At 44.1% G+C, this 19709-nt stretch carries 16 protein-coding genes and 1 pseudogene; 2 read left to right on the top strand and 15 right to left on the bottom strand.

The features are described 5' to 3' along the window. Positions 1 to 99: 99 nt before the first annotated feature. On the bottom strand, positions 100 to 2520 hold the full coding sequence (locus C232_RS0101960; protein WP_018660711.1) for a Lon protease family protein: 2421 nt from the start codon (positions 2518 to 2520) through the stop codon (positions 100 to 102). Positions 2521 to 2688: 168 nt separating this feature from the next. On the opposite strand from C232_RS0101960, the gene C232_RS20355 reads away from it, so the two are divergent. Beyond that, positions 2689 to 2811, top strand: a complete 123-nt coding sequence (locus tag C232_RS20355) for a hypothetical protein (RefSeq protein WP_018660709.1) — start codon at positions 2689 to 2691, stop codon at positions 2809 to 2811. Between the two features lie 183 nt (positions 2812 to 2994). After that, positions 2995 to 3624 carry a DUF421 domain-containing protein gene (locus C232_RS0101950; protein ID WP_018660706.1) on the top strand — a complete coding sequence of 210 codons (630 nt, stop codon included), beginning with the start codon at positions 2995 to 2997 and terminating at the stop codon, positions 3622 to 3624. Between the two features lie 311 nt (positions 3625 to 3935). Here C232_RS0101950 and C232_RS0101940 read toward each other — a convergent pair whose 3' ends face one another. The 14 genes and pseudogenes from C232_RS0101940 to C232_RS18320 form a co-directional block, all read right to left on the bottom strand. Then, the gene (locus C232_RS0101940) at positions 3936 to 4868 is read right to left on the bottom strand and encodes an Rpn family recombination-promoting nuclease/putative transposase (protein WP_018660704.1); all 933 of its coding nucleotides are present in this window, start codon (positions 4866 to 4868) and stop codon (positions 3936 to 3938) included. Positions 4869 to 5051: 183 nt separating this feature from the next. Beyond that, positions 5052 to 5843, bottom strand: coding sequence for an ABC transporter ATP-binding protein (locus tag C232_RS0101935; protein ID WP_018660702.1), 792 nt, complete (start codon positions 5841 to 5843; stop codon positions 5052 to 5054). Positions 5844 to 5867: 24 nt separating this feature from the next. Next, entirely contained in the window at positions 5868 to 6743 is an 876-nt protein-coding gene (locus C232_RS0101930; protein WP_018660700.1) for an ABC transporter permease, read from the bottom strand. A 2-nt stretch (positions 6744 to 6745) separates the two neighbouring features. Beyond that, on the bottom strand, positions 6746 to 8020 hold the full coding sequence (hutI, locus tag C232_RS0101925) for an imidazolonepropionase (protein ID WP_018660698.1): 1275 nt from the start codon (positions 8018 to 8020) through the stop codon (positions 6746 to 6748). Positions 8021 to 8035: 15 nt separating this feature from the next. After that, the gene (locus C232_RS0101920; RefSeq protein ID WP_018660696.1) at positions 8036 to 10042 is read right to left on the bottom strand and encodes a urocanate hydratase; all 2007 of its coding nucleotides are present in this window, start codon (positions 10040 to 10042) and stop codon (positions 8036 to 8038) included. A 44-nt stretch (positions 10043 to 10086) separates the two neighbouring features. Then, a complete protein-coding gene (locus tag C232_RS0101915) occupies positions 10087 to 11100 on the bottom strand; it encodes an ABC transporter substrate-binding protein (protein ID WP_018660694.1) in 1014 nt (337 codons plus the stop codon). 35 nt (positions 11101 to 11135) lie between these two features. Further along, positions 11136 to 12104 carry a C-terminal binding protein gene (locus C232_RS0101910; protein ID WP_018660692.1) on the bottom strand — a complete coding sequence of 323 codons (969 nt, stop codon included), beginning with the start codon at positions 12102 to 12104 and terminating at the stop codon, positions 11136 to 11138. Between the two features lie 32 nt (positions 12105 to 12136). Then, positions 12137 to 12544, bottom strand: a complete 408-nt coding sequence (locus C232_RS0101905) for an aconitase X swivel domain-containing protein (protein ID WP_018660690.1) — start codon at positions 12542 to 12544, stop codon at positions 12137 to 12139. Beyond that, positions 12544 to 13746, bottom strand: coding sequence for an aconitase X catalytic domain-containing protein (locus C232_RS0101900; RefSeq protein WP_018660688.1), 1203 nt, complete (start codon positions 13744 to 13746; stop codon positions 12544 to 12546). The genes C232_RS0101905 and C232_RS0101900 overlap by 1 nt, the downstream gene beginning before the upstream one ends. Positions 13747 to 13761: 15 nt before the next feature. Beyond that, positions 13762 to 15114, bottom strand: coding sequence for an amidohydrolase family protein (locus C232_RS0101895; RefSeq protein WP_018660686.1), 1353 nt, complete (start codon positions 15112 to 15114; stop codon positions 13762 to 13764). Between the two features lies 1 nt (position 15115). Further along, complete coding sequence (locus C232_RS0101890; RefSeq protein WP_018660684.1) at positions 15116 to 16396, bottom strand: allantoate amidohydrolase; 1281 nt, start codon at positions 16394 to 16396, stop codon at positions 15116 to 15118. 17 nt (positions 16397 to 16413) lie between these two features. Beyond that, positions 16414 to 17325, bottom strand: a complete 912-nt coding sequence (locus C232_RS18325; protein WP_018660682.1) for a MurR/RpiR family transcriptional regulator — start codon at positions 17323 to 17325, stop codon at positions 16414 to 16416. A gap of 366 nt (positions 17326 to 17691) precedes the next feature. Then, positions 17692 to 18624: pseudogene (locus tag C232_RS19180) on the bottom strand (Rpn family recombination-promoting nuclease/putative transposase). Between the two features lie 254 nt (positions 18625 to 18878). Then, positions 18879 to 19709, bottom strand: an 831-nt coding sequence (locus C232_RS18320) for an ISLre2 family transposase (protein ID WP_018660676.1), incomplete at its 5' end; no start/stop codon positions are given.

Raw genomic sequence — 19709 nt, 5'->3', positions numbered from 1 at the left:
AAAAAAAAGCGAACATCTTTAATGTCGCTTTTTCCACTCAAACCACAGGCTAAACATGTATGCATTCTTATTATGCTTTGTACATAGGACTTTTCCTTTCTATTGTTTTGCCTGTTTGACCGATTCATACATTTTTTTAAACCGTTCTTCCACTTTTGCAAAAATCGTGCCGTCCGGAAAATGGTTTTCCTCTCCGCGGTCCGCACCTGCACTTTCGCCTGTTAAAATTTCAATGCCTTCCGAGATATGGCGGACAGCCCAAATATGGAAGCGCCCCGCTTTGACGGCTGCTATTACCTCATCGTTCAACATCAAATTGCTCATATTTTGTTGCGGGATGATGACCCCCTGCCGTCCTGTCAACCCTTGTTCTTTGCAGATCGCGTAAAACCCTTCTATTTTTTCATTAACGCCGCCAATCGGCTGGATTTCACCCCATTGGTTGACCGACCCTGTGACAGCAATGCCTTGATGGATCGGCACTTCGGCAAGCGAAGACAAAAGGACATATAGTTCTGTGCTGGAGGCGCTGTCTCCGTCTATCCGGGAATAAGTTTGCTCAAAAGTAATGCTCGCCGAAAGCGGGATCGGATCATTTTTTGCAAATACGCCGGAGAGGAATCCGGTTAAAATCATCAGCCCTTTGTTATGGATCTGGCCGCTTAAAGACGTTTCACGTTCGATATTCATAATCCCGCTTTTTCCGACAAAAGTCTGTGCCGTAATTTTAGTCGGGATTCCGAATGTAGCATCCCTCGTCCCCATAACGGCAAGCCCGTTAATCTGGCCAATGCGCGTGCCGTCTGTTTCGATCATGATCGTACCATTTGTTATCATTTCACGGTATTGTTCAGAGATGTGGTTGGCACGGTGGGATTGTTCTGCCAGCGCCTTTTTGATATGGGCCGTATCCACAAATGCAGCTTCTTCCTTTTTTGCCCAATAGCTTGATTCAACGAGCAGCTTTGTAATGTCCTGAAAACGCGTCGTCAGTTTTCCCTGCTCGTCCGCCAACCGCGAACTGTGGTCGATCACTTTTGCAACGGCACGGCGGTGAAATGGCAACAAATGCTTGCGCTCCGCATAGTTTTTGATAAAATGCGCCATTTTCATACGGTTCCCGTGATCCCGCTTCATGGCTGTATCGAACTCCACTTTCACTTTAAACAGTTTATGGAAGTCTTCGTCTGCGCCGGACAGCAGATCATACAAATAGTACGACCCAATAATAATGACTTTAATTTGCAGCGGGATGGGTTCCGGTTTCAGCCCGCTCGTTGGAAAAGCACCTCTTTCTTCAAACGGGTTCTCGACCTGGATTTTCCCTGTTTGCAGCGCCCGTTTCAACAGCGTCCAGGCAAAGGGTTGCTGGAGGAGTTCTGCTGCCTGCAGAATTAAATAGCCGCCATTGGCAAGATGGATCGCACCCGGTTTGACAAAGGTGAAATCGGTTGTCCAGCTTCCCAGGGCCCCGCGGTATTCGACTTTCCCGAACAAGTTTTGATAGGTCGGGTTCGTTTCATAAATCACCGGCGCCCCTGTCCTGTTTTTGTGGCTGACAAATAAATTAACAGCATAGCGGTGCAGCTGCTGCTCTTTGCTCCCTGTCAGCGCCCGGACCACGGCGTTTTCTTCTTCCCGGTCTTTTAAAAATATCGAAAAGTGCCCGACAACATCATGATGATACGCTTCCAGATAATCCAGCACTTTCGGATACGCCTGATAAGCTTCACGGAGCGGCTGAAACAGGCCTTCAATTGCAAATGCTGCGGTTTGTTTATTAAACTGTTCCAGATTTTTCCGCAGTTCTTCTTCTATCTTATGAATTTGATAAACGGTATCATTTATTTTTTCTCCAAGCTGCTTTTCGCGTTCTTTCACTTTTTCTTTATTTGCAGCCGATAATTGTTCATATTCCTGCTTTTCCATCGGCCTGTCGAAAAAAAGCGGAATACTTTGGATCCCGGCCGATGTCCTTTCCAGCTTAAAATTTAAATCCGAGGCAAACGATTCAGTTTCTTTCCACAGCGCTTCCACTTGATTTTGCGACTGTTCGACAATACTCCGCTTCTTCTTCTCTGTTTCTTCGTTGGAAAATGCGGCCCTGATTTCTCTTTCAATTTCCATCAGCAGATTTTCCATTTTGTGCTGAAATTTCAGGCCGTTACCCGCAGGCAAAGCGATCACGAGCGGGCGGTCCGGGTTTTCAAAATTGTTCACATAGCACCAGTCATCAGGCACCTGGCGAGTCTTTGCCAGTTTATTGACGCTGTGCTGCGTATAAGTCATTCTTCCTGTTCCGGCCGGGCCGACGACAAATAGATTGTAACCGGTCTGCTCAACAGATAAACCGAAATCCATCGCCTGTTCTGCCCTTTGCTGGCCGATCATTTCGTTCGGAACCGATTCAAGTTCGGCCGTCGTTTCAAAGGAAAATTGCGCCGGGCTGCATTCCGTCCGCAGCTGAGACACGGGCACTTGATGTGCTGATAAAACGGTTTGATACGCTTCTTCATTCATCAAAAAATCCCTCCAATCGCCCCAAACGCTCCGAATTGCAATGGGGCTCCACTATAATCATTCGACATTTTTACAGGTTTTCCTGCAAAGTTCGGGAAAAGTGCGGAATGGTTAAGCCGGGTTTTGGATTTGGCAGGAAGGGAAAATTGAAAATAAGGAGGGTTCCGTATGAAGAATAACAACAATCATAAAAATGATGAAAAGAAAGGCAAACAGGATACGAAAAAGATGGTGGACAAGAGTTTGAGTGACGGGACAATTGATCGGAAGGAAAACAAGGACGATAAATAACCATTTTCTGGAGCCCGGGTTCAGAAATATTTGTGACAAAAGCGAACGGAACATTTTCTGTTCGCTTTTCAATTTGTTTATTGCCGAAAGTTAGTGTACTCCATAAATAAGTTGAACAAGAAAAGCAAAGATTATATAAAGGATCATGAATGAATGGGAAAATTAGAGTAAAGGTGTAAAATTATGGACTTTTATTTATTAACAATCGTTAAGTTATCACTTGGTTTCTTATGCTTGATTCTTTTTATGAATTTATCGGGTAAAGGAAATTTGGCGCCGATGTCTGCTGCCGACCAAATTCAAAATTATGTACTAGGGGGTATCGTAGGGGGGATTATCTACAGTCCCCAAATTACCATTTTGCAATTTGTCATCGTTCTGCTGATATGGGGATTCCTGAATTGGTTGATTCGCTTCTTGAAACTCAAAAACAGGTTTATAAAACGGTTCATTGATGGTGAACGGGTCATTGTTGTGCGAAATGGGAAAGTGATTCCTGAGAATTTCATTAAAGCAAAATTGTCCACCCAGACATTTACCACGATGCTTAGGATGAAGGAAATTAGTTCCATTCGTTCAATAAAAAAAGCACAGATCGAACAAAATGGACAATTAACCGTTATTCATGTGGGTGATGAAGATCAATCTTATATGGTCATCTCTGATGGTGAAATCTATGATGAAGGATTAGAAGATATCGGAAAAGATACCCATTGGCTTCTTGAACAGCTTAAAAAGCAAGGAATTGAAAAAGTGGAGGACATCTTTTTTGCTGAGTATGACAAAGGTAAATTACGACTCTTTCCATATTGATCCCGAATGATTCATACTAAATAATGTGTAAATCGAAGAAAGACCTTCATTTTTCAAGCGGGTGGATAGAGAAGCTGCCCGCTTTCACCTGCAAAGTTTGACATTCCAGCGGCACACTCTCCCGGTTCCTTTCCCGACATTTCGCGAAACATCGCCTGTCCATGCCTTTCTTGATCTCTCCATATTTTCTACAGAACAGCCGGAAACCTCAGCAATTGTTTCTGATTCCATACTTCTGTTTAACTAGTTCCAGTCATCGCTTCCCATACTTCCTGTTTGTTCATCGCAAACTCCTCCAGTTTTTAGGGAAATTAATTGCTACTCTCTATTTTCCACTCGATTTTTTTGATTTCTTCAAGCGGATAGTCCAGCATATCTGCAATCGTGTCGGGTGCGGTTCCATTGCTCAGCATTTTTCTAATTACAGCTTCCCGTTCTTTTTGAATACCTTCTTTTATGCCTTCTTCTCTGCCAGCCCGTCTTTCACCCATGATATTTGAGAGCTGGTCACGCAAATATTTCAACCTTGCTTCATACAATACCTTGTTTTCCTGGTTGGCACTTAAGCTTTCCCATTCCTTGATCGCTTCACGCACTTCTTGTTCATTCATCGCAAATTCCTCCAGTTCATGGAAAATATTTGTGTCAATCGTCTTTTTGCGGTAATCCGCAGCGGAAAGCATCATCAACCATGGGTATTCGGCAGATGGCTTCGCTTTCATCTCACGTCTGTATTTTTTCCATTTTACCATAAACTGCGATAAATCAAATGTGTGGAATTCCAGATGCGGGCTCCAAATGAAATGCTCGTTATCCTCGTAAAGATGAAAAACGTTGTGGAAGCTGTCGGTTTCGTGGGGAAAAAGCGGGTAGTTTAAAATGGAAATCATGATGGCAGGGACGAGTTCGGAGTAATATTGCCCTGTTTGCAACGATGAGGAAAATAATTTTGACCAATAATACAGCACCTGTTCCGGCATATCGTGCTGGTCTACCATTTGAATTTCCACATTAATCCTTTCATCGTTGGAAGTGTAAACCAGTACATCGAGCCGGCTCGTCTTGCCAACCTGCTCCGCTTTAATGAGTTCGGTGTTTTCATATTGAACGTCAGTAATCCGGTCGCGGCCTTGCCGATGAAGCAAATCATTCAAAAAGGCAATCGTGATTTTCTTTCTGCTCGGGTGGCCAAATAGCTGTTTGAACATAAAGTCCATTTTGAGGTCGAGGTATTCTGTTGTCATGGAGATCAATCCTTTCGGGGGTGTATTTGAGGTTGGTATGAGGTAATATATCTGTTTATTTTATATTATTCGAAAACTGGATCAGTGTCAATAATGTTATCGTTTAATCAAATTCTACAAATTTGGGTAGTGGGGGATCATAAATGTTAAAGCGGGCAGAATGAGAGCTGCCCGCGCTTTAACTTAAATTACATTCATCTCTTTCAACGTCTCATCCCGGATAAGCTCAACAGCCCGGGCTTTATACTTCAAAAATGCTTCGGACGTTTTCACCCGGTAATCTCTTGGCCTTGGCATATCGATATTAAGAATTTCTTTAACTCGTCCCGGCCTTGACTTCATGACAATGACTCTGTCTGACATGAAAATGGCTTCGTCAATATCGTGTGTAACAAGGACAACTGTCTTTTGTGTTTGCTGCCACACTTTTAGCAGCAATTCCTGCATGAGGCTTCTTGTCTGCATGTCAAGCGCGCCAAATGGCTCATCCAATAAAATCACTTCCGGGTCGTTCGCTAATGCTCTCGCAATCGCAACCCGCTGTTTCATGCCGCCGGATAATTCTTTCGGGTAAGCATGCTCAAACCCTTTGAGCCCGACTAAATGAATATATTCATCCGCAATCTTTTCCCGCTCTTTCTGCGCCATTCCTTTCTGCTTTAACCCGAATTCAATATTTTTCTTTACACTTAGCCATGGAAATAATGTATAGGATTGAAATACCATTCCCCTGTCTGCACCCGGATTTGTAACTTTCTTCCCTTCGAGTAAAACCGCTCCGGTCGTTGGCGCCTCAAGCCCTCCGATAATTCTCAATAAAGTGGATTTGCCGCAGCCTGAAGCTCCCAATATTGAAACAAATTCCTTATCTCTGATTGTCAAATTAATATTATCCAAAGCCTGTACCGGTTTTGCGCTTCCTTGAAAAACCTTTGTGATATTGGAAATTACCAAATTACGATTGGCATGTGCCATTTTGCATCCCTCCATTCTTTTCTTTTAGCTCCAAGGAAAAAGGAGTTTGGTCAGCCATTTAAAGACATAGTCAAAAATCAAACCGATTAATCCAATAATAAGAATTCCAACAAAAATATTCGCTGTATTCAGCATCCTTTGCGACTGGATAATGACATAGCCGATACCAGAAGATGCGCCGACCAATTCCGCAACAATGATATAGGTCCAGGCCCATCCTAGAATCATTCGCAAAGAACTCATAATGGAAGGCATACTCGCAGGCAGGATCACATGCCATAATACATTTGTCCTGGTCGTACCTAATGTATAGGAAACATCAATTAATTCTGACTGGACGCTTTTGGTTGCAGCCGCCACCATCAAAATCAGCTGCGGGAAACTTCCGATAAAAATAACAGCAATTTTCTGCGGTTCACTGACCCCGATCCATAAAATAAACAGCGGGATAAAAGCAGACGCTGGAAGATAACGGACAAATGACATCAGCGGTTCCAAAAACCCTTCAACCGGTTTGTAAGTCCCGAGCAGAATCCCTAAAGGCACTGCCACTATAGCTGCCAATACAAATCCGGCTAAGACGCGCAAAATGGTTACCCATATATCGTTCAAAAAGTTTAATTTCGTAAATAATTCCACTGCAGACTGGATGATTTCTGCCGGGGTAGGCAGGAATAGCTTATCAACGAAACCACCGTAAGTTAAAATACACCAGGCCAAAAGAACAATAAGAAATCCTGAAACGCCTAAAGATACATAACTTTTATTGGAAATGGATGCACGCGGGAAAAATGAATTTTTCATTTTCTGGAAATGTTGCTTTTCATCCGTTTGAACAGGCAGATCAGCCTGTTCAAACGAATGCGGTTCAATGGCATGGACTTTCTGGATTTCCGGCATGGTTACACCTCCGCATATCTTTTATTTGGGGCAAGCTGTTTAACGATCTTTCCGTCTTTAATAACGGCCTCAACAAGATTGGCCGCAGTATGGTAGCTCAAGTATTTATAGCTTGGATATTTCAAAATGACGATATCTGCTTTTTTCCCGGGTTCAATACTCCCGATTGAGTCTGCCCGCTTTAAGGCAGCGGCTCCGTTTAAAGTAAAAGCTGTCAATGCTTCTTCGGGCGTCATTTTCATCTGGATACAGGCCAGTGCAAAAATTAGCGGGACAGATTGGGTAAAACAACTGCCCGGGTTAAAATCGCTCGCAAGGGCAACAGCGCAGCCCTGATCGATCATTTTTCTCGCATCTGCATACCGTTTATTTAAGCAAAAAGCCGTTGCCGGCAGAAGGGTTGCGACAATCTCGCTGTTTTTCAATTGTTCGATTCCATAATCTGAAGCTTCCAATAAATGGTCTGCAGATACCGCCAGCAGTTCAGCTGCCAGTTCCGCTCCGCCCAGCTGTTCAATTTCATCAGCATGGACTTTTACTTCCAGCCCCTGCTTTTTGGCTTCCTGCAATAATTTGCGGGACAATGCTATGGAAAAAACACCGTCTTCACAAAACACATCGCAAAATTCCGCCAGCTTTTCTTCCACTACTTTTGGCAATACATTTTGAATTAAAAACTCAATATAAGCTTCATTCCGGCCTTTAAACTCGGGCGGAACCGCATGGGCACCTAAAAAAGTTGATACGACATCTACCGGATGGGCTTCATTGAGCTGGCTCTGTACTTTCAGCTGCAGCAATTCTGTTTCCGCATCCAAGCCATATCCGCTTTTTCCCTCCACAGTAGTGATCCCATAGTCAACCATTGCATCGAGCCGGTCCAAACCCGCCTGAAACAACTTATCAAAACTGCTGCTTCTCGTCGCATTGACCGTATTTTGGATGCCTCCCCCGGCATTCATGATTTCCATATAAGAAGCACCGTTTAATCTCATATAAAATTCATCAGGCCGATAGCCGCCAAAGATAAAATGGGTATGGGAATCAACAAATCCCGGCACAACACATTTTTCTGTCGCATCAACGAAATCATAACTGCCGGAATCATAAGATCTCAAAATATCCGCAGCCGGCCCTACCTCTTGAATCATTCCGTCTTCAATTACAATGACACCATTTTTAATAATAGTGAGATCATTCATTTCTTCCCCGAACTTTGCATGGCTGCCCTTTGGCGTTGCGATTTGGGATGCCTTCACAATCAATTTTTTTATCATGCTGTACCTCCCTCTTTATAAAGTGAACCGGTCAATTAGATCATCATCTGCCAGATTTGGAATCGTAATATGATTGTTTTCGCCATGTTTATCATTGAATTCAACAGCTGTTTGGATAGAGTTTGGATTCCTTGCCCAACTTCTACGTGCAACGCCGCACATGACATCCCACATGATGCCGTTGCGGATGATTTCATCGGTTTGAACACTTCCATCCAGTAAGAGGCCGAAACCGCCATTAATGGATTTGCCGATACCTACTCCGCCCCCGTTATGGAGCGCAACCAGGCTCATCCCTCTCGCAGCGTTACCGGCAAAACAATGAACCGCCATATCAGCCATGACATTGCTGCCGTCTTTAATATTAGCCGTTTCCCGGAAAGGGGAATCAGTTCCGCTGACATCATGATGGTCACGCCCGATCATCACCGGCCCGATTTCTCCCTTTCTCACCATTTCGTTAAATTTCAGGGCAATCTTCATCCTGCCTTCTGCATCTTGGTATAAGATTCTTGCCTTTGTACCTACAACCAGCTCATTTTGCCCGGCAAATTTTACCCAGTTATAATTATCTCTGTCCTGGTATCTGCGATTGGGATCAATGCAGTTCATGGCTGCTGTATCCGTTTTTTCTAAATCACTGTCTTTTCCGGACAGGCAAACCCATCTGAATGGCCCGTATCCGTAATCAAAGAGGTGGGGTCCCATGATATCTTCAACATAAGACGGGAGGGTGAAGCCGTCCTTTTCATCGATCCCGTTTTTGGAAATTTCTTTGACGCCGGCATCATAAACAGCTTTCAAAAAGGAATTCCCGTAGTCAAAAAAGTATGTGCCTTTTTCAGTACAGGCTTTAATTAATTCATAGTGGCGGACCAGGCTTTTGTCGACTAGTTTTCTGAACGTTTCGCGGTCTTCGCTTAAAAGCCGTGTCCGCTCTTCAAACGTGACATGCTGCGGGCAGTAGCCGCCTTCATAAACCGCATGACAGGATGTTTGGTCTGATAATAAATCAATGTGGATATCATGATTTACGGCATATTCAAGCAAATCGACGATATTTCCGTGATAGGCGATCGAGATTTTTTCTTCTTTTCCAAGATAAGTTTCCGCTATTCTGAATACCTCTTCCAGATTATCGGAGGCCGTATTGACCCAGCCCTGGTCAAGCCTGGTTCGGATGCGCGACTGGTCTACTTCGGCAATAATCCCGACGCCGCCGGCAATTTCAATGGCTTTAGCCTGTGCTCCGCTCATGCCGCCCAGACCGGAGCTGACGAATAAATGGCCTTTTAAGTCTCCGTCATTCGGAATGCCAAGCTCAATTCTTCCTGCATTTAATAGCGTGTTATACGTACCATGCACAATCCCTTGGGGGCCGATGTACATCCATCCGCCCGCCGTCATCTGGCCGTAGTTTGCAACCCCCATTTGTTCGGCAATCTCCCAGTCTTCAAGATTATCAAACATACCGATCATTAAAGAATTGGTAATGATCACCCGCGGTGCGTCCACTTTTGTTTTAAATAAGCCGAGCGGATGACCGGAAGCAATGACCAAAGTCTGGTCCTCTCCCAGTACTTCAAGATATTTTTTGATCAGGCGGTACTGCATCCAGTTTTGGCAGACGCTTCCGGTTTCGCCATATGTGACAAGTTCATACGGGTAAAGCGCTACCTCAAAGTCCAAGTTGTTATCCATCATGACTTGGAAAGCTTTTCCCGCCAAACATCTGCCTTTATAGGAATCTATCGGTTTTCCGTAAATTCTCCCTTGTGGCCGGAATCGATAGCCGTAGATACGGCCATAATTCTTTAGTTCCTGAAGAAATTCAGGAACCAAGGCGGCGTGAAATTTTTTCGGGATGTATCTCAAGGCGTTTTTTAAAGCTGTTTTTGTTTGTTCTTTGTTTAAAGTATACCCTCTGTCCGGCGCCCTTCTGATTCCTTCTGCAAATTCTGGCAACGGCGGCAGTTCATCCATCTCAAGTGAAATATCATTCAAAATTTGTTTATTGATCACGATTCGTCTCCTCCCGTCGTACAGCATCTTGTCCGGCTAATTGATCAATTGTTTACAAACTTGTTGTTAATCATATCTTTTGTGCTTGGTTTTTTCTTGATGAGTCCTTCTTGCAGCCAGAAATCCGCTGCCTTGTTTGTTACATCCCAGATTAAGCCGTCATTTTCTTTCGTACCAAAATATTTTCTGTTCCCGGCTTTATCGTAAAATGTGACATCCGGCTTCCCTGCTTTAAACTCATCCACTGTTTGGCCCATTTTGTCAGCCATAATTTTATCCGCATCATCCGGATTTTTTTCCGCATAATCAATAGCCTCAAACCAGGCATCCACAATACCTTGGACAAGCTTTGGATTCTTCTTGATGAAATCCGTCCGCAACCCAAGAGAGTCAACGATTAATCCAGGAGTTTTGTCACTGGAAAGCAAAACGTGGCCAAAGCTTGTTTTAGTTGCTTTTGTCAGCCATGGCTGCCAGGTTACCGCTGCATCTACTTTCTTGCCGACAAATGCTGCACCGGCATCCCCGGCACTCATGTTGACAACATTGACATCGCTCAATTTCATCCCGTTTTGATCCAGCATATACATAAACCAGAAGTAACTGGCACCGCCGCTTGTATCTAAGGCGACTTTCTTGCCTTTTAAATCTTTTATGCTTTTAATCTCCTTTTTGGCAACAATTCCGTCACCGCCGCTCGATGTATCCAGTGCCAGTACTTGCTGGACAGGAATGTTCGCCGCTGCCGTCATCACATGGGTATCGACGGTTGTCATGAAGCCTTGAATTCGGTTGGCTGCCATCGCCGTTCTTCTATCCGAAGCGCTTTGGATGGTTTGCAGTTTTACATTCACCCCATGTTTCTTAAAAAAACCTTTTTCCTCGGCCAGGTACATGGGCGCAAATCCGATCCAGGACGAAATGCCGATTTTTACTGTTTGTTTTGAACTGCTGCCCGTGCTTTTTTCTCCACTGCTTTTGGAAGAAGAACCGCATCCGGATAGCAGGGCGGCACTTGCAAGCACCATAATGAACAAAAGTGACCCTAATTTTCTCATTTTTTCCCTCCAAAATTCTTGATCTATATGTGTAATTAGATGATGACAGCATCTGTTGTTGCTGCCCCGTTTAGTACTTTTACAACATTCATCGCTGCTCTTTCTTTAAGCGTGTTCAGTGATTCCACTGATAAATAGGAAACATGCGGCGTGACAAAAATATTCGGGCAGTGGAAAATTTCTTCTTCCCCTGTTGGCGGTTCTTTCGCAATGACATCAAGCATTGCACCTGCAATCGTATTTTTCCGGACCGCTTTGATTAAGTCTTTTTCACTGATAAGCGCTCCCCTGGCCGTATTGATCAGATAAGCGCTGTCCTTCATGATTTCCAGTTCTCTCTCAGAAATAATAGACACATTGTCTTCGTTAAGATTCATGTGCAAGGTCACAAAGTCAGCGTTTTGAAGCCCGTATTCCAGCGGTACAAATTTTACGCCGTATACTTCTTCATCTTCCGGGTTCACCTTTCTGTCATACACAATAATGTTCATCCCCATCTTTTTCGCTTTTTCGGCTACTGCTTTTCCGATTCTTCCAAAACCGATAATAAACAAAGTAGAAGAACTGATTCTTGGGAAGAGGCAGCCGGCTGCTTGTGCGCCCCATGGTCCGCTGCCGGCAACCTTAAAGTAATAGTCAAGTTTTTTATTAAAGAAATAGATAGCTGCAATGACGAAATCAGAAACATCTTCCACACAATAACCCGGGACAAAGGTTACGGTAATATTCTTTTCTTTTGCCGCTTTTACATCTATCCGGTCAAATCCCCCGCCGTAAACCGCAATAATCTTGCATTTGGTGAGTTGCCTGATGACCGCTTCCGGAAGCTCAACATAGACCTGGCAAAGGATTGCATCCGCATGTTTGCCGAATTCTGCGAGATCTTCCATATAGTTGTATCCCGAATACCGGATGGTACAGTCCGGAAAATGTTTTTGCAAAATAGCTCCTTCTCTCCCATAATCTTTCCACTCTTCATCAATGATCCATATTAAAGGCTTCAAATCCCCATCTCCAATCCTTATCATCTTAAATCTTAGGATTCTATTGTAATGACGCCATTAGTTGCATCTAATTGCACCATATCCCCATTCTTTAATTGCGTATAAAACGATTCATCGACTTTATCCACTACAGGCATTTCCATGATGATGGAACTCGCAACAAGAACGGTATCGGGATATTTAATGATCAGTGCTTTCGGGCCGGTTTCTTTCATTTTCAGCTGGTACATTCCATCCGCTTGCACGACGGAACTTCCTTTGCCGCTTGGAAATACCAGGATTTTGTCTTTGATGCTTATGCCTTCTAAACAATGGTTTTTCTCAATCACAATGCCAGTTTCCGGATCGACCAGGTAGAAACAAATATCATCGCTTGATATCAGCACCTCACCTGTGATTGAACCTTCCGACACTTTATGGCAGGAAAATGTTCTCCCCATTAAATTTCACCCCTCATCGCCGCATCAATACATTCTTCTATTTTCCGGATTACAAACTGCATATTTCTTCTTTTTGTATAGTAAGCACATTTAGGAGAGTCCGTCACGCCTTTCTTGCCGTATAAAAATTCCCAGCACGGCTGGTCCATGCAGGTGTCATCGACAATATCCCCGCCCGCCTGCTGAATGGTCTCAAGATATCCCATCCGTTTTGCCAATTCTTTCGTTAAGGAAGAAGTCATAATCCATAATTGGACTTTTAATTTTCTGCCTTCAACGAGCCTGGCCACCTGTGCTACCTGATCAATATTAAAATGCGGGCATCCAAACAATGCAAAGTCAATCGGGCCGCCCGGATCTGTAATTTCGTCATGGACAGCTTCCAGATCCTGTTTTGTAATGGTGATGACACGTTCCGGGTCTTTTCCCATAAAAGCAGCTTCTACAGTTGGTGCTTCCGGCGTCACTCCGACGATATGGTACATCGGAACATTCCCTGCTGTATTTAACTGCGCCCCTAAATTCATTAATGCAGCAGGGGATGGATCTGTCGGCAGATTGACAAATACAGGCGTTTTAAACTTTAATTTTTTGGGAACGGCATAGCCGAGGAGCTGATAATCAAAGTCATTTTTGATGTTGGCCTGCACATCAACGAGAACCTGGCCTGCCCGGTTTTCATCGAGCAGAAACCCATACAGCGGCGTCCGGCCGGTAATAGCGGCACAAAGGGCGCTTTGTGCGGATTCTCGGTTTGTTCTTGCGCCGTACACCGAATTAATGAACGGGGTTGCGCTGGATTCCGAATAGGCCGTGATTTCGCCAAAACGAGGGATATTTTTTTCCAAATAAGGCGTGCAGTCAAAGGTTAAGGTTGCCCCCACCTCTTTATACGCCTGCCTCGTCCGCTTAATCATTTCCTCATCTTCTTTTGAAATCGTTGTGATGCATTGGAAATATTCCAAATTAAAACCCGGGTTTACGGTTGGGGAGACTTTGCATTTTGCTCCGGCATCTACCATTTTTTCGACAAACCAAAGATCAGCTTCCTGATTGCTGAGGGCCACATGGGTTCGGCTGACAGGTGCCATCCGTTCTGCATTAAACACTTCCCCAAGTGCAACTTGGATTTTCATTGCCAATTGCGTGCCTTTTCCATACTTGCCATCCAGCATTTTCTGTTCTTCCTGTGTTAAAAACATGCCATCGCTCCTCCTTTATTTTGAAATTTTTTGGAATTTTCGTTCCAGCCCTTCCATTAGCGTGTTAACAGAATGGGCAATCGCGTCTTCTGATCCATTCACAAGCCTGCCGTTTTCTACTGTGACTTTGCCGTTTACGACGACTGCGTCAATGGCATCAGGCTGCATCGCATACACGATATTCGCAAGGATTTGGTCACTGGAATGGAAAATTGGCTGCAGCGATAAATGATTTTGGTTAAGCGCGACAAAATCAGCCCGATAGCCTGCTTTAATTTTTCCAACCGGCAGTTCTAATATTTCTCCGCCCTTCGCTGTACCCATCTCGAAAACCTGCTTGTAGTTTAGGGCCGTGGAATCGAGTGTCTTGACTTTTTGAAGTAGCGCGCACATCCGCATTTCCTCGAACACACTGATGCGATTATTGCTGCAGGCGCCGTCTGATCCTAATGAAATGCCCGTGCCGGACTGCATAAGCGCCGGGATATTGGTTATCCCGTCCGCTAAAAACATATTGCTGGACGGGCAGTAAGCAAGACTTGCCCGATGCCTGCCCATCAGCTCAATTTCATGGCCGTCAAGCCATACGCAGTGAATCGCGACCATGCGGTGATCCTGCATGACGCCAATCTCTTCAAGCAGCTCGACCGGCCGCATTTGATATTCCTTTTGAATTTGTTCGACTTCAAAAGGTTCTTCAGCCACATGAATATGGAATTTCGTATCCAATTCCTGTGCGAGCCTGTGCCCGGCTTTTACCATTTCAACGGAAGCTGCATGCAGGCTGTGCGGTGCCGGAACAATATGCGTCATCTCATCACTTGCATATTTAGCAGCTAACATCTTAGTATTTTTGACCGCGTCTTCTACCGTTTCAATATATCCGGAAGGCGCTCCCTCCCAGTCATACATTGTCCGTGCCAGCACAAGCCGGATGCCTGTGTCTTTTGCTGCCTGAATGATTGCTTCATCACTATCGATTCCTTCATTATGGACATAAAAGAAATCGCTGACCGTTGTGACCCCGCATTTCATCATTTCAGAAAAAGCAAAAACAGCGCCTGTGTACACATCCTTTGCTTTTAACATCGGGGAATATTTGTATAGTGATTCATCACGCCATTCCAGAAATGGAATATCCGCCCCGATTCCCCTGAGCAGGCTTTGAAATGAATGATTATGCGCATTCACAGTGCCGGGAATCATAATTTTCTCTTTCCAATCGACAAGTTCAGCATCCGGATATTTGCCGGTAAATCTGGCAGCATCCCCGATTTCGACAATTGTGCCATTCTCTGTTACAACAGCTTTATCTTTTTCAAACTTTCCATTCAGGTAAACAAGCGAGGGCCTGTAAATGACCGTCAAATCAATCACACTCCTTATCTAAAATCAATACCGTTTGAAGAAGAACATTTCCGGCCTTTTCAATATCTTCCATGTTTGTTTTTTCATCCGGGCAGTGGCTTTTGCCATTAATGCTTGGCACGAAGACCATCCCGGTATTTGCAATGGCTGCCATATGTACGGCGTCATGACCCGCCATGCTCGGAATTTCAAGATAAGGTTCATTAGCCGAATGCAGCACCTTTTTCAAAACCTGCTGGATATGGGAATCCATTTGAACGGCATCCTGATTGAGAATCACTTCCCTTTCTATCCTCACTTCCCTGTTCTTTTCGATTCGGAAAATCTGCTCTGTCAATGCCGCAATCATGTTTTTTAAAATATGCTGATCAGGTGTTCTGATTTCTGCAATAAACTCGACTTCACCGGGGATAATATTGGCGGAGTTCGGCCGTACGTTGATATAGCCAATCGTGCCCACAACATCATCACGGCCGATGCCCAAAATAATTTTTTCAAATGCCGTATTCAACTCGGAGCCGGCCAGCAAGGCATCATGGCGGTATTTCATATGCGTCGTCCCGGCATGGTTGGCTTCCCCGTAAATTTTGATTTTCTCACGGTAGATGCCCGTAATTTTTGTAACAATCCCTACCGCAATGCCGCTGTCAAATAAATTTCTTCCCTGCTCAATATGGCATTCCAAAAACGCACGAATATCTCCTTGTTTTAATAGACCTGAACGCAATTTCGCCGCATCACCTCCCATATTTTTGATCGTATCAATCAGCTTTTCATGGGTTTCACTGTGGGTATGCTGCTGCAAAACCTCTTTTGTCAACTTTCCTGTAATTGCCCTGCTTCCAAGCGTAGAGACATGATAAGGATTGGGCTCTTCAGCGGAAAAGGAAACCACTTTGAGCGGATGCCTCGGGCTTGTACCCTGTTCTTTGAGCGTTTGCACGACTTCTGTTGCCAGCAGTACCCCCAATGCCCCGTCATACATACCGCCGTTCGGCACAGAATCATGATGCGATCCAAGAACGATGGGCGGGAGTGCTTCTCTTCCCTCGATCCCGGCCCAAAGATTGGCGGCAGGATCAATTTCTGTCTCTGCCCCAAAAGCTTTCCGCCATAATTCTAACAGCCATTTTCTCGCCTGCAGGTCAGCCGGGCTTCCAAAAGACCGGTCGATCCCTGATTGTTTGTTTTTTCCCATCGCTGCAAGTGTAAATAGATTTCTTTTCAGCCTGGTTTGATTGATTTTAATGGGTGTGGCCAATTCAATAGGTTGATTTTCCATACAGATTGTATAGCCTCCTAGACTTTATTGTCTTTGTTTACAAAAAAGGGATCCTCCTTGAGATATGCCGTCTTGAAATACGTTTGATTTTCCTGGTCGAGCTTCTCCAGAATGCTGATTCTTTTGTCCACCCCTTCAACGAGCCGCGCGACATCCCTCATCAGTAAATTAAGAAACAGGACAGGGGTACTGTATATGTCAAAAATGGAAGAAGTTGTAATGGGAATACAGACGACTTCATCAGCAATTTTGACTACCGGCGAAGTAATACTGTCTGTAATGGCTGAAATCCTGAATCCCTTTTTATGCAGAGTTTCCAGCTTATTTAACAGGATATTTGGGTATCTTGGGAAAACAATTGCCAAAAACTGAACATGGGCAGGATCAAGCATCTCCATTGTCTCCCACAAAGGTTCATGGGGGGTGGCCTGTATGACATGGTCCTTCATTTTATTTAATACGTAATACGTATAAGGCAGCAGCGTCGCTGACATCCTTGCCGAGATTAATATCAGCTGCCCGCAAGAAGCAAGCTTTTCAACGATTTTGCGGTATTCCGGCTGGCTGATGACTTCTTTTAATTCTTCAATATTTTGATGCTCCATATCCATAATATTTGAAGTATTTTGGCGAAAATTTGAAGCATACTGCAATCGCTGCGGTGCCGTGATCTCTTTTCTGACAAACTGCTGCAGATTGTGCAGAAAGTCGTTGTATCCTTTATAACCAAGCGCAATGCAAAATCTTGACACGCTCCCCTGGCTGGCTCCTGCTTTTGCCGCAACCTCTGAAGCCGTCATAAAAATCACATTTTTGTAATTTTTCTCGATAAAATAAGCCAATTTTTTATACGTCGGTGATTCCTGTGAGAGCACCGATATTTTTTCAAGTAAATGGTTAAGTTCTTTAATATTCGTTCCTTCTTTCATCCTTTTTCGTCATTGTGTCTTCCCTTCTGTTAACCTCGGTTATGATTGACTTCATTCATGAATGTCCCTATATGAATCATTATATTCATAATTTCAAAGCTGTCAGTCATTACGTGAGGTTATATGACAATGTTTTTTAATCATTAGTTATTTTTTGTATATTAGAAAAAATGAGGCATAAAAAAAGAAGCTCCAGTTGAGGATGAGGCTTCTTTAAATAAGCATGTTCTAATTTAAAAGTAAACTTATTCGGTTATGAATAGTGAATTTTTCGTAGGCAGGACTCATTCTAGGAATGAACGATTTCTCAGGCATCTTTTTTGGCTACTTAGTCGTTCATCGCAAATTCCTCGGGTTCGTGAAAAATCACCTATCACTCTCTATTTCCCGCTGGATTTTTTTGATTTCTTCAAGCGAATAGTCCAACATATTTGCAATCGTGTCGGGTGCGGTTCCGCTGCTCAGCATTTTTCTAATTACAGCTTCCCGTTCTTTTTGAATACCTTCTTTTATGCCTTCTTCTCTGCCGGCCCGCCTTTCACCCATGATATTCGAGAGCTGGTCACGCAAGTACTTCAACCGTGCTTCGTACAATACCTTATTCTCCTGGTTGGCACTTAAGCTTTCCCATTCCTTGATCGCTTCACGCACTTCCTGTTCATTCATCGCAAATTCCTCCAGTTCATGGAAAATATTTGTGTCAATCGTCTTTTTACGGTAATCCGCAGCGGAAAGCATCATCAGCCATGGGTATTCGGCAGATGGCTTCGCTTTCATCTCACGTCTGTATTTTTTCCATTTTACCATAAACTGCGATAAATCAAATGTGTGGAATTCCAGGTGCGGGCTCCAAATGAAGTGCTCGTTATCCTCGTAAAGATGAAAAACGTTGTGGAAGCTGTCGGTTTCGTGGGGAAAAAGCGGGTAGTTTAAGATGGAGATCATGATGGTAGGGACGAGTTCGGTGTAATTTTGTCCTGTTTGTAATGATGATGAAAATAGTTTTGACCATTAATACAGCACCCGTTCCGGCATATCGTGCTGGTCTACCATTTGAATTTCCACATTAATCCTTTCATCGTTGGAAGTGTAAACCAATACATCAAGCCGGCTTGTCTTGCCAACCTGCTCTGCCTTAATGAGTTCGGTGTTTTCATATTGAACGTCAGTAATCCGGTCGCGACCTTGCCGATGCAGTAAATCGTTCAAAAAGGCAATCGTGATTTTCTTTCTGCTTGGGTGGCCGAATAATTGTTTGAACATAAAGTCCATTTTGAGGTCGAGGTATTCTGTTGTCATGGGGATCGGTCCTTTCGGGGGTGGTATTTGAGATTGGTACGAGGTATTATGTCTATTTATTTCATATTATTTGAAAGCCCGATAAGTGTCAACGGAATTATACAAATCGTATGTGTCAAGTTTTTCTCGATAGTGTTTAAATATCGGGTATTTCAAGACACTCTTTTTGTACACTTTCAGCTACCGCGCTTCGCTTGCTCTCCTGGGTAAATGGCATCAATTTTCCAAATTAATGCCATTTACCCAGGCTGAAATTAAACTCTCAAAATTTTGCTTAAATTTCCGATTGCCGATGATGTGCTCGTAAACAAGCTGACCGACCCATGTTTTACCCCAATTGACGGGCGCACAGGCTGTTTAAGCAGCTGGGATATCCTGATTGCTTGCTTCAATTCCCGTTGTTTTCTCACGCTTCTTGTACGGTGCTTCAGATAGGCTTCTCTCAATGTTCGGTTGAGAATCCCTTGCTTGATTTTAACCATAGCTTCTGCGCCTTTTTTGCTCCAATGCATGCCCCATTTTTTCATCCTGAAGGAGATATGCCTTTGGTTGGATTCCATCGCCCCCAAGCCTCTGGCGTCATCAGGCGTATTCTCCACCTTGTCTCTCCAGTCGAAAATGCGCTCCCAGTTTTTCTGGATATAGGAACGGAAGTCCTTGACTTTCTTGAAGCTCTTTTCGTCCGTTAATGTGCTTTCGTACGTGTCCAAATACAGCGTGAATTGGCCCAAATCATGCGTTTTTATCGCCTTTCTAATCTGTTCCTTTACTTCGCTCTTCCCACCCCCAAATGTCCTGACAACGGCCTGTGCGACATGGTAAGCATCCAGCTGATTGAGTGTCGGAAATTCTGACTGTGAGAATGCCGTTTGAAACCGTTCAGGTGTGTACCCCGGGCCTCCATCACTGTTGGTAATGACACGGGCTTTTTCGAGGGAATATGTGTTGGCAGCTGTGGCTTGGACCTCATCCCAGAATGTCTGAATTGGTTTGGTTGTCATCATCACTTTAGGCTGGCGCAGGGAAACCCTTTTGCCATTGATTTCCCACCCCTCATAGAGAATGGCATGGTGGACTTCCATACT

It is taken from the genome of Heyndrickxia acidiproducens DSM 23148 (assembly GCF_000374345.1).
Classification (GTDB): Bacteria; Bacillota; Bacilli; order Bacillales; family Bacillaceae_C; genus Weizmannia; species Weizmannia acidiproducens.
Note: the sequence above shows the minus strand (reverse complement) of the source record. Positions and strands in the feature narration are given on the sequence as shown.

What these genes read in the sequence shown, in the direction of transcription:
- C232_RS0101915 (WP_018660694.1), bottom strand. Translation starts at nt 11,100, where the DNA reads ATGAGAAAATTAGGGTCACTTTTGTTCATTATGGTGCTTGCAAGTGCC.
- hutI (WP_018660698.1), bottom strand. Translation starts at nt 8,020, where the DNA reads ATGATAAAAAAATTGATTGTGAAGGCATCCCAAATCGCAACGCCAAAG.
- C232_RS0101960 (WP_018660711.1), bottom strand. Translation starts at nt 2,520, where the DNA reads ATGAATGAAGAAGCGTATCAAACCGTTTTATCAGCACATCAAGTGCCC.
- C232_RS20355 (WP_018660709.1), top strand. Translation starts at nt 2,689, where the DNA reads ATGAAGAATAACAACAATCATAAAAATGATGAAAAGAAAGGCAAACAG.
- C232_RS0101930 (WP_018660700.1), bottom strand. Translation starts at nt 6,743, where the DNA reads ATGCCGGAAATCCAGAAAGTCCATGCCATTGAACCGCATTCGTTTGAA.
- C232_RS0101935 (WP_018660702.1), bottom strand. Translation starts at nt 5,843, where the DNA reads ATGGCACATGCCAATCGTAATTTGGTAATTTCCAATATCACAAAGGTT.
- C232_RS0101900 (WP_018660688.1), bottom strand. Translation starts at nt 13,746, where the DNA reads ATGTTTTTAACACAGGAAGAACAGAAAATGCTGGATGGCAAGTATGGA.
- C232_RS18325 (WP_018660682.1), bottom strand. Translation starts at nt 17,325, where the DNA reads ATGAAAGAAGGAACGAATATTAAAGAACTTAACCATTTACTTGAAAAA.
- C232_RS0101905 (WP_018660690.1), bottom strand. Translation starts at nt 12,544, where the DNA reads ATGGGGAGAACATTTTCCTGCCATAAAGTGTCGGAAGGTTCAATCACA.
- C232_RS0101940 (WP_018660704.1), bottom strand. Translation starts at nt 4,868, where the DNA reads ATGACAACAGAATACCTCGACCTCAAAATGGACTTTATGTTCAAACAG.
- C232_RS0101890 (WP_018660684.1), bottom strand. Translation starts at nt 16,396, where the DNA reads ATGGAAAATCAACCTATTGAATTGGCCACACCCATTAAAATCAATCAA.
- C232_RS0101950 (WP_018660706.1), top strand. Translation starts at nt 2,995, where the DNA reads ATGGACTTTTATTTATTAACAATCGTTAAGTTATCACTTGGTTTCTTA.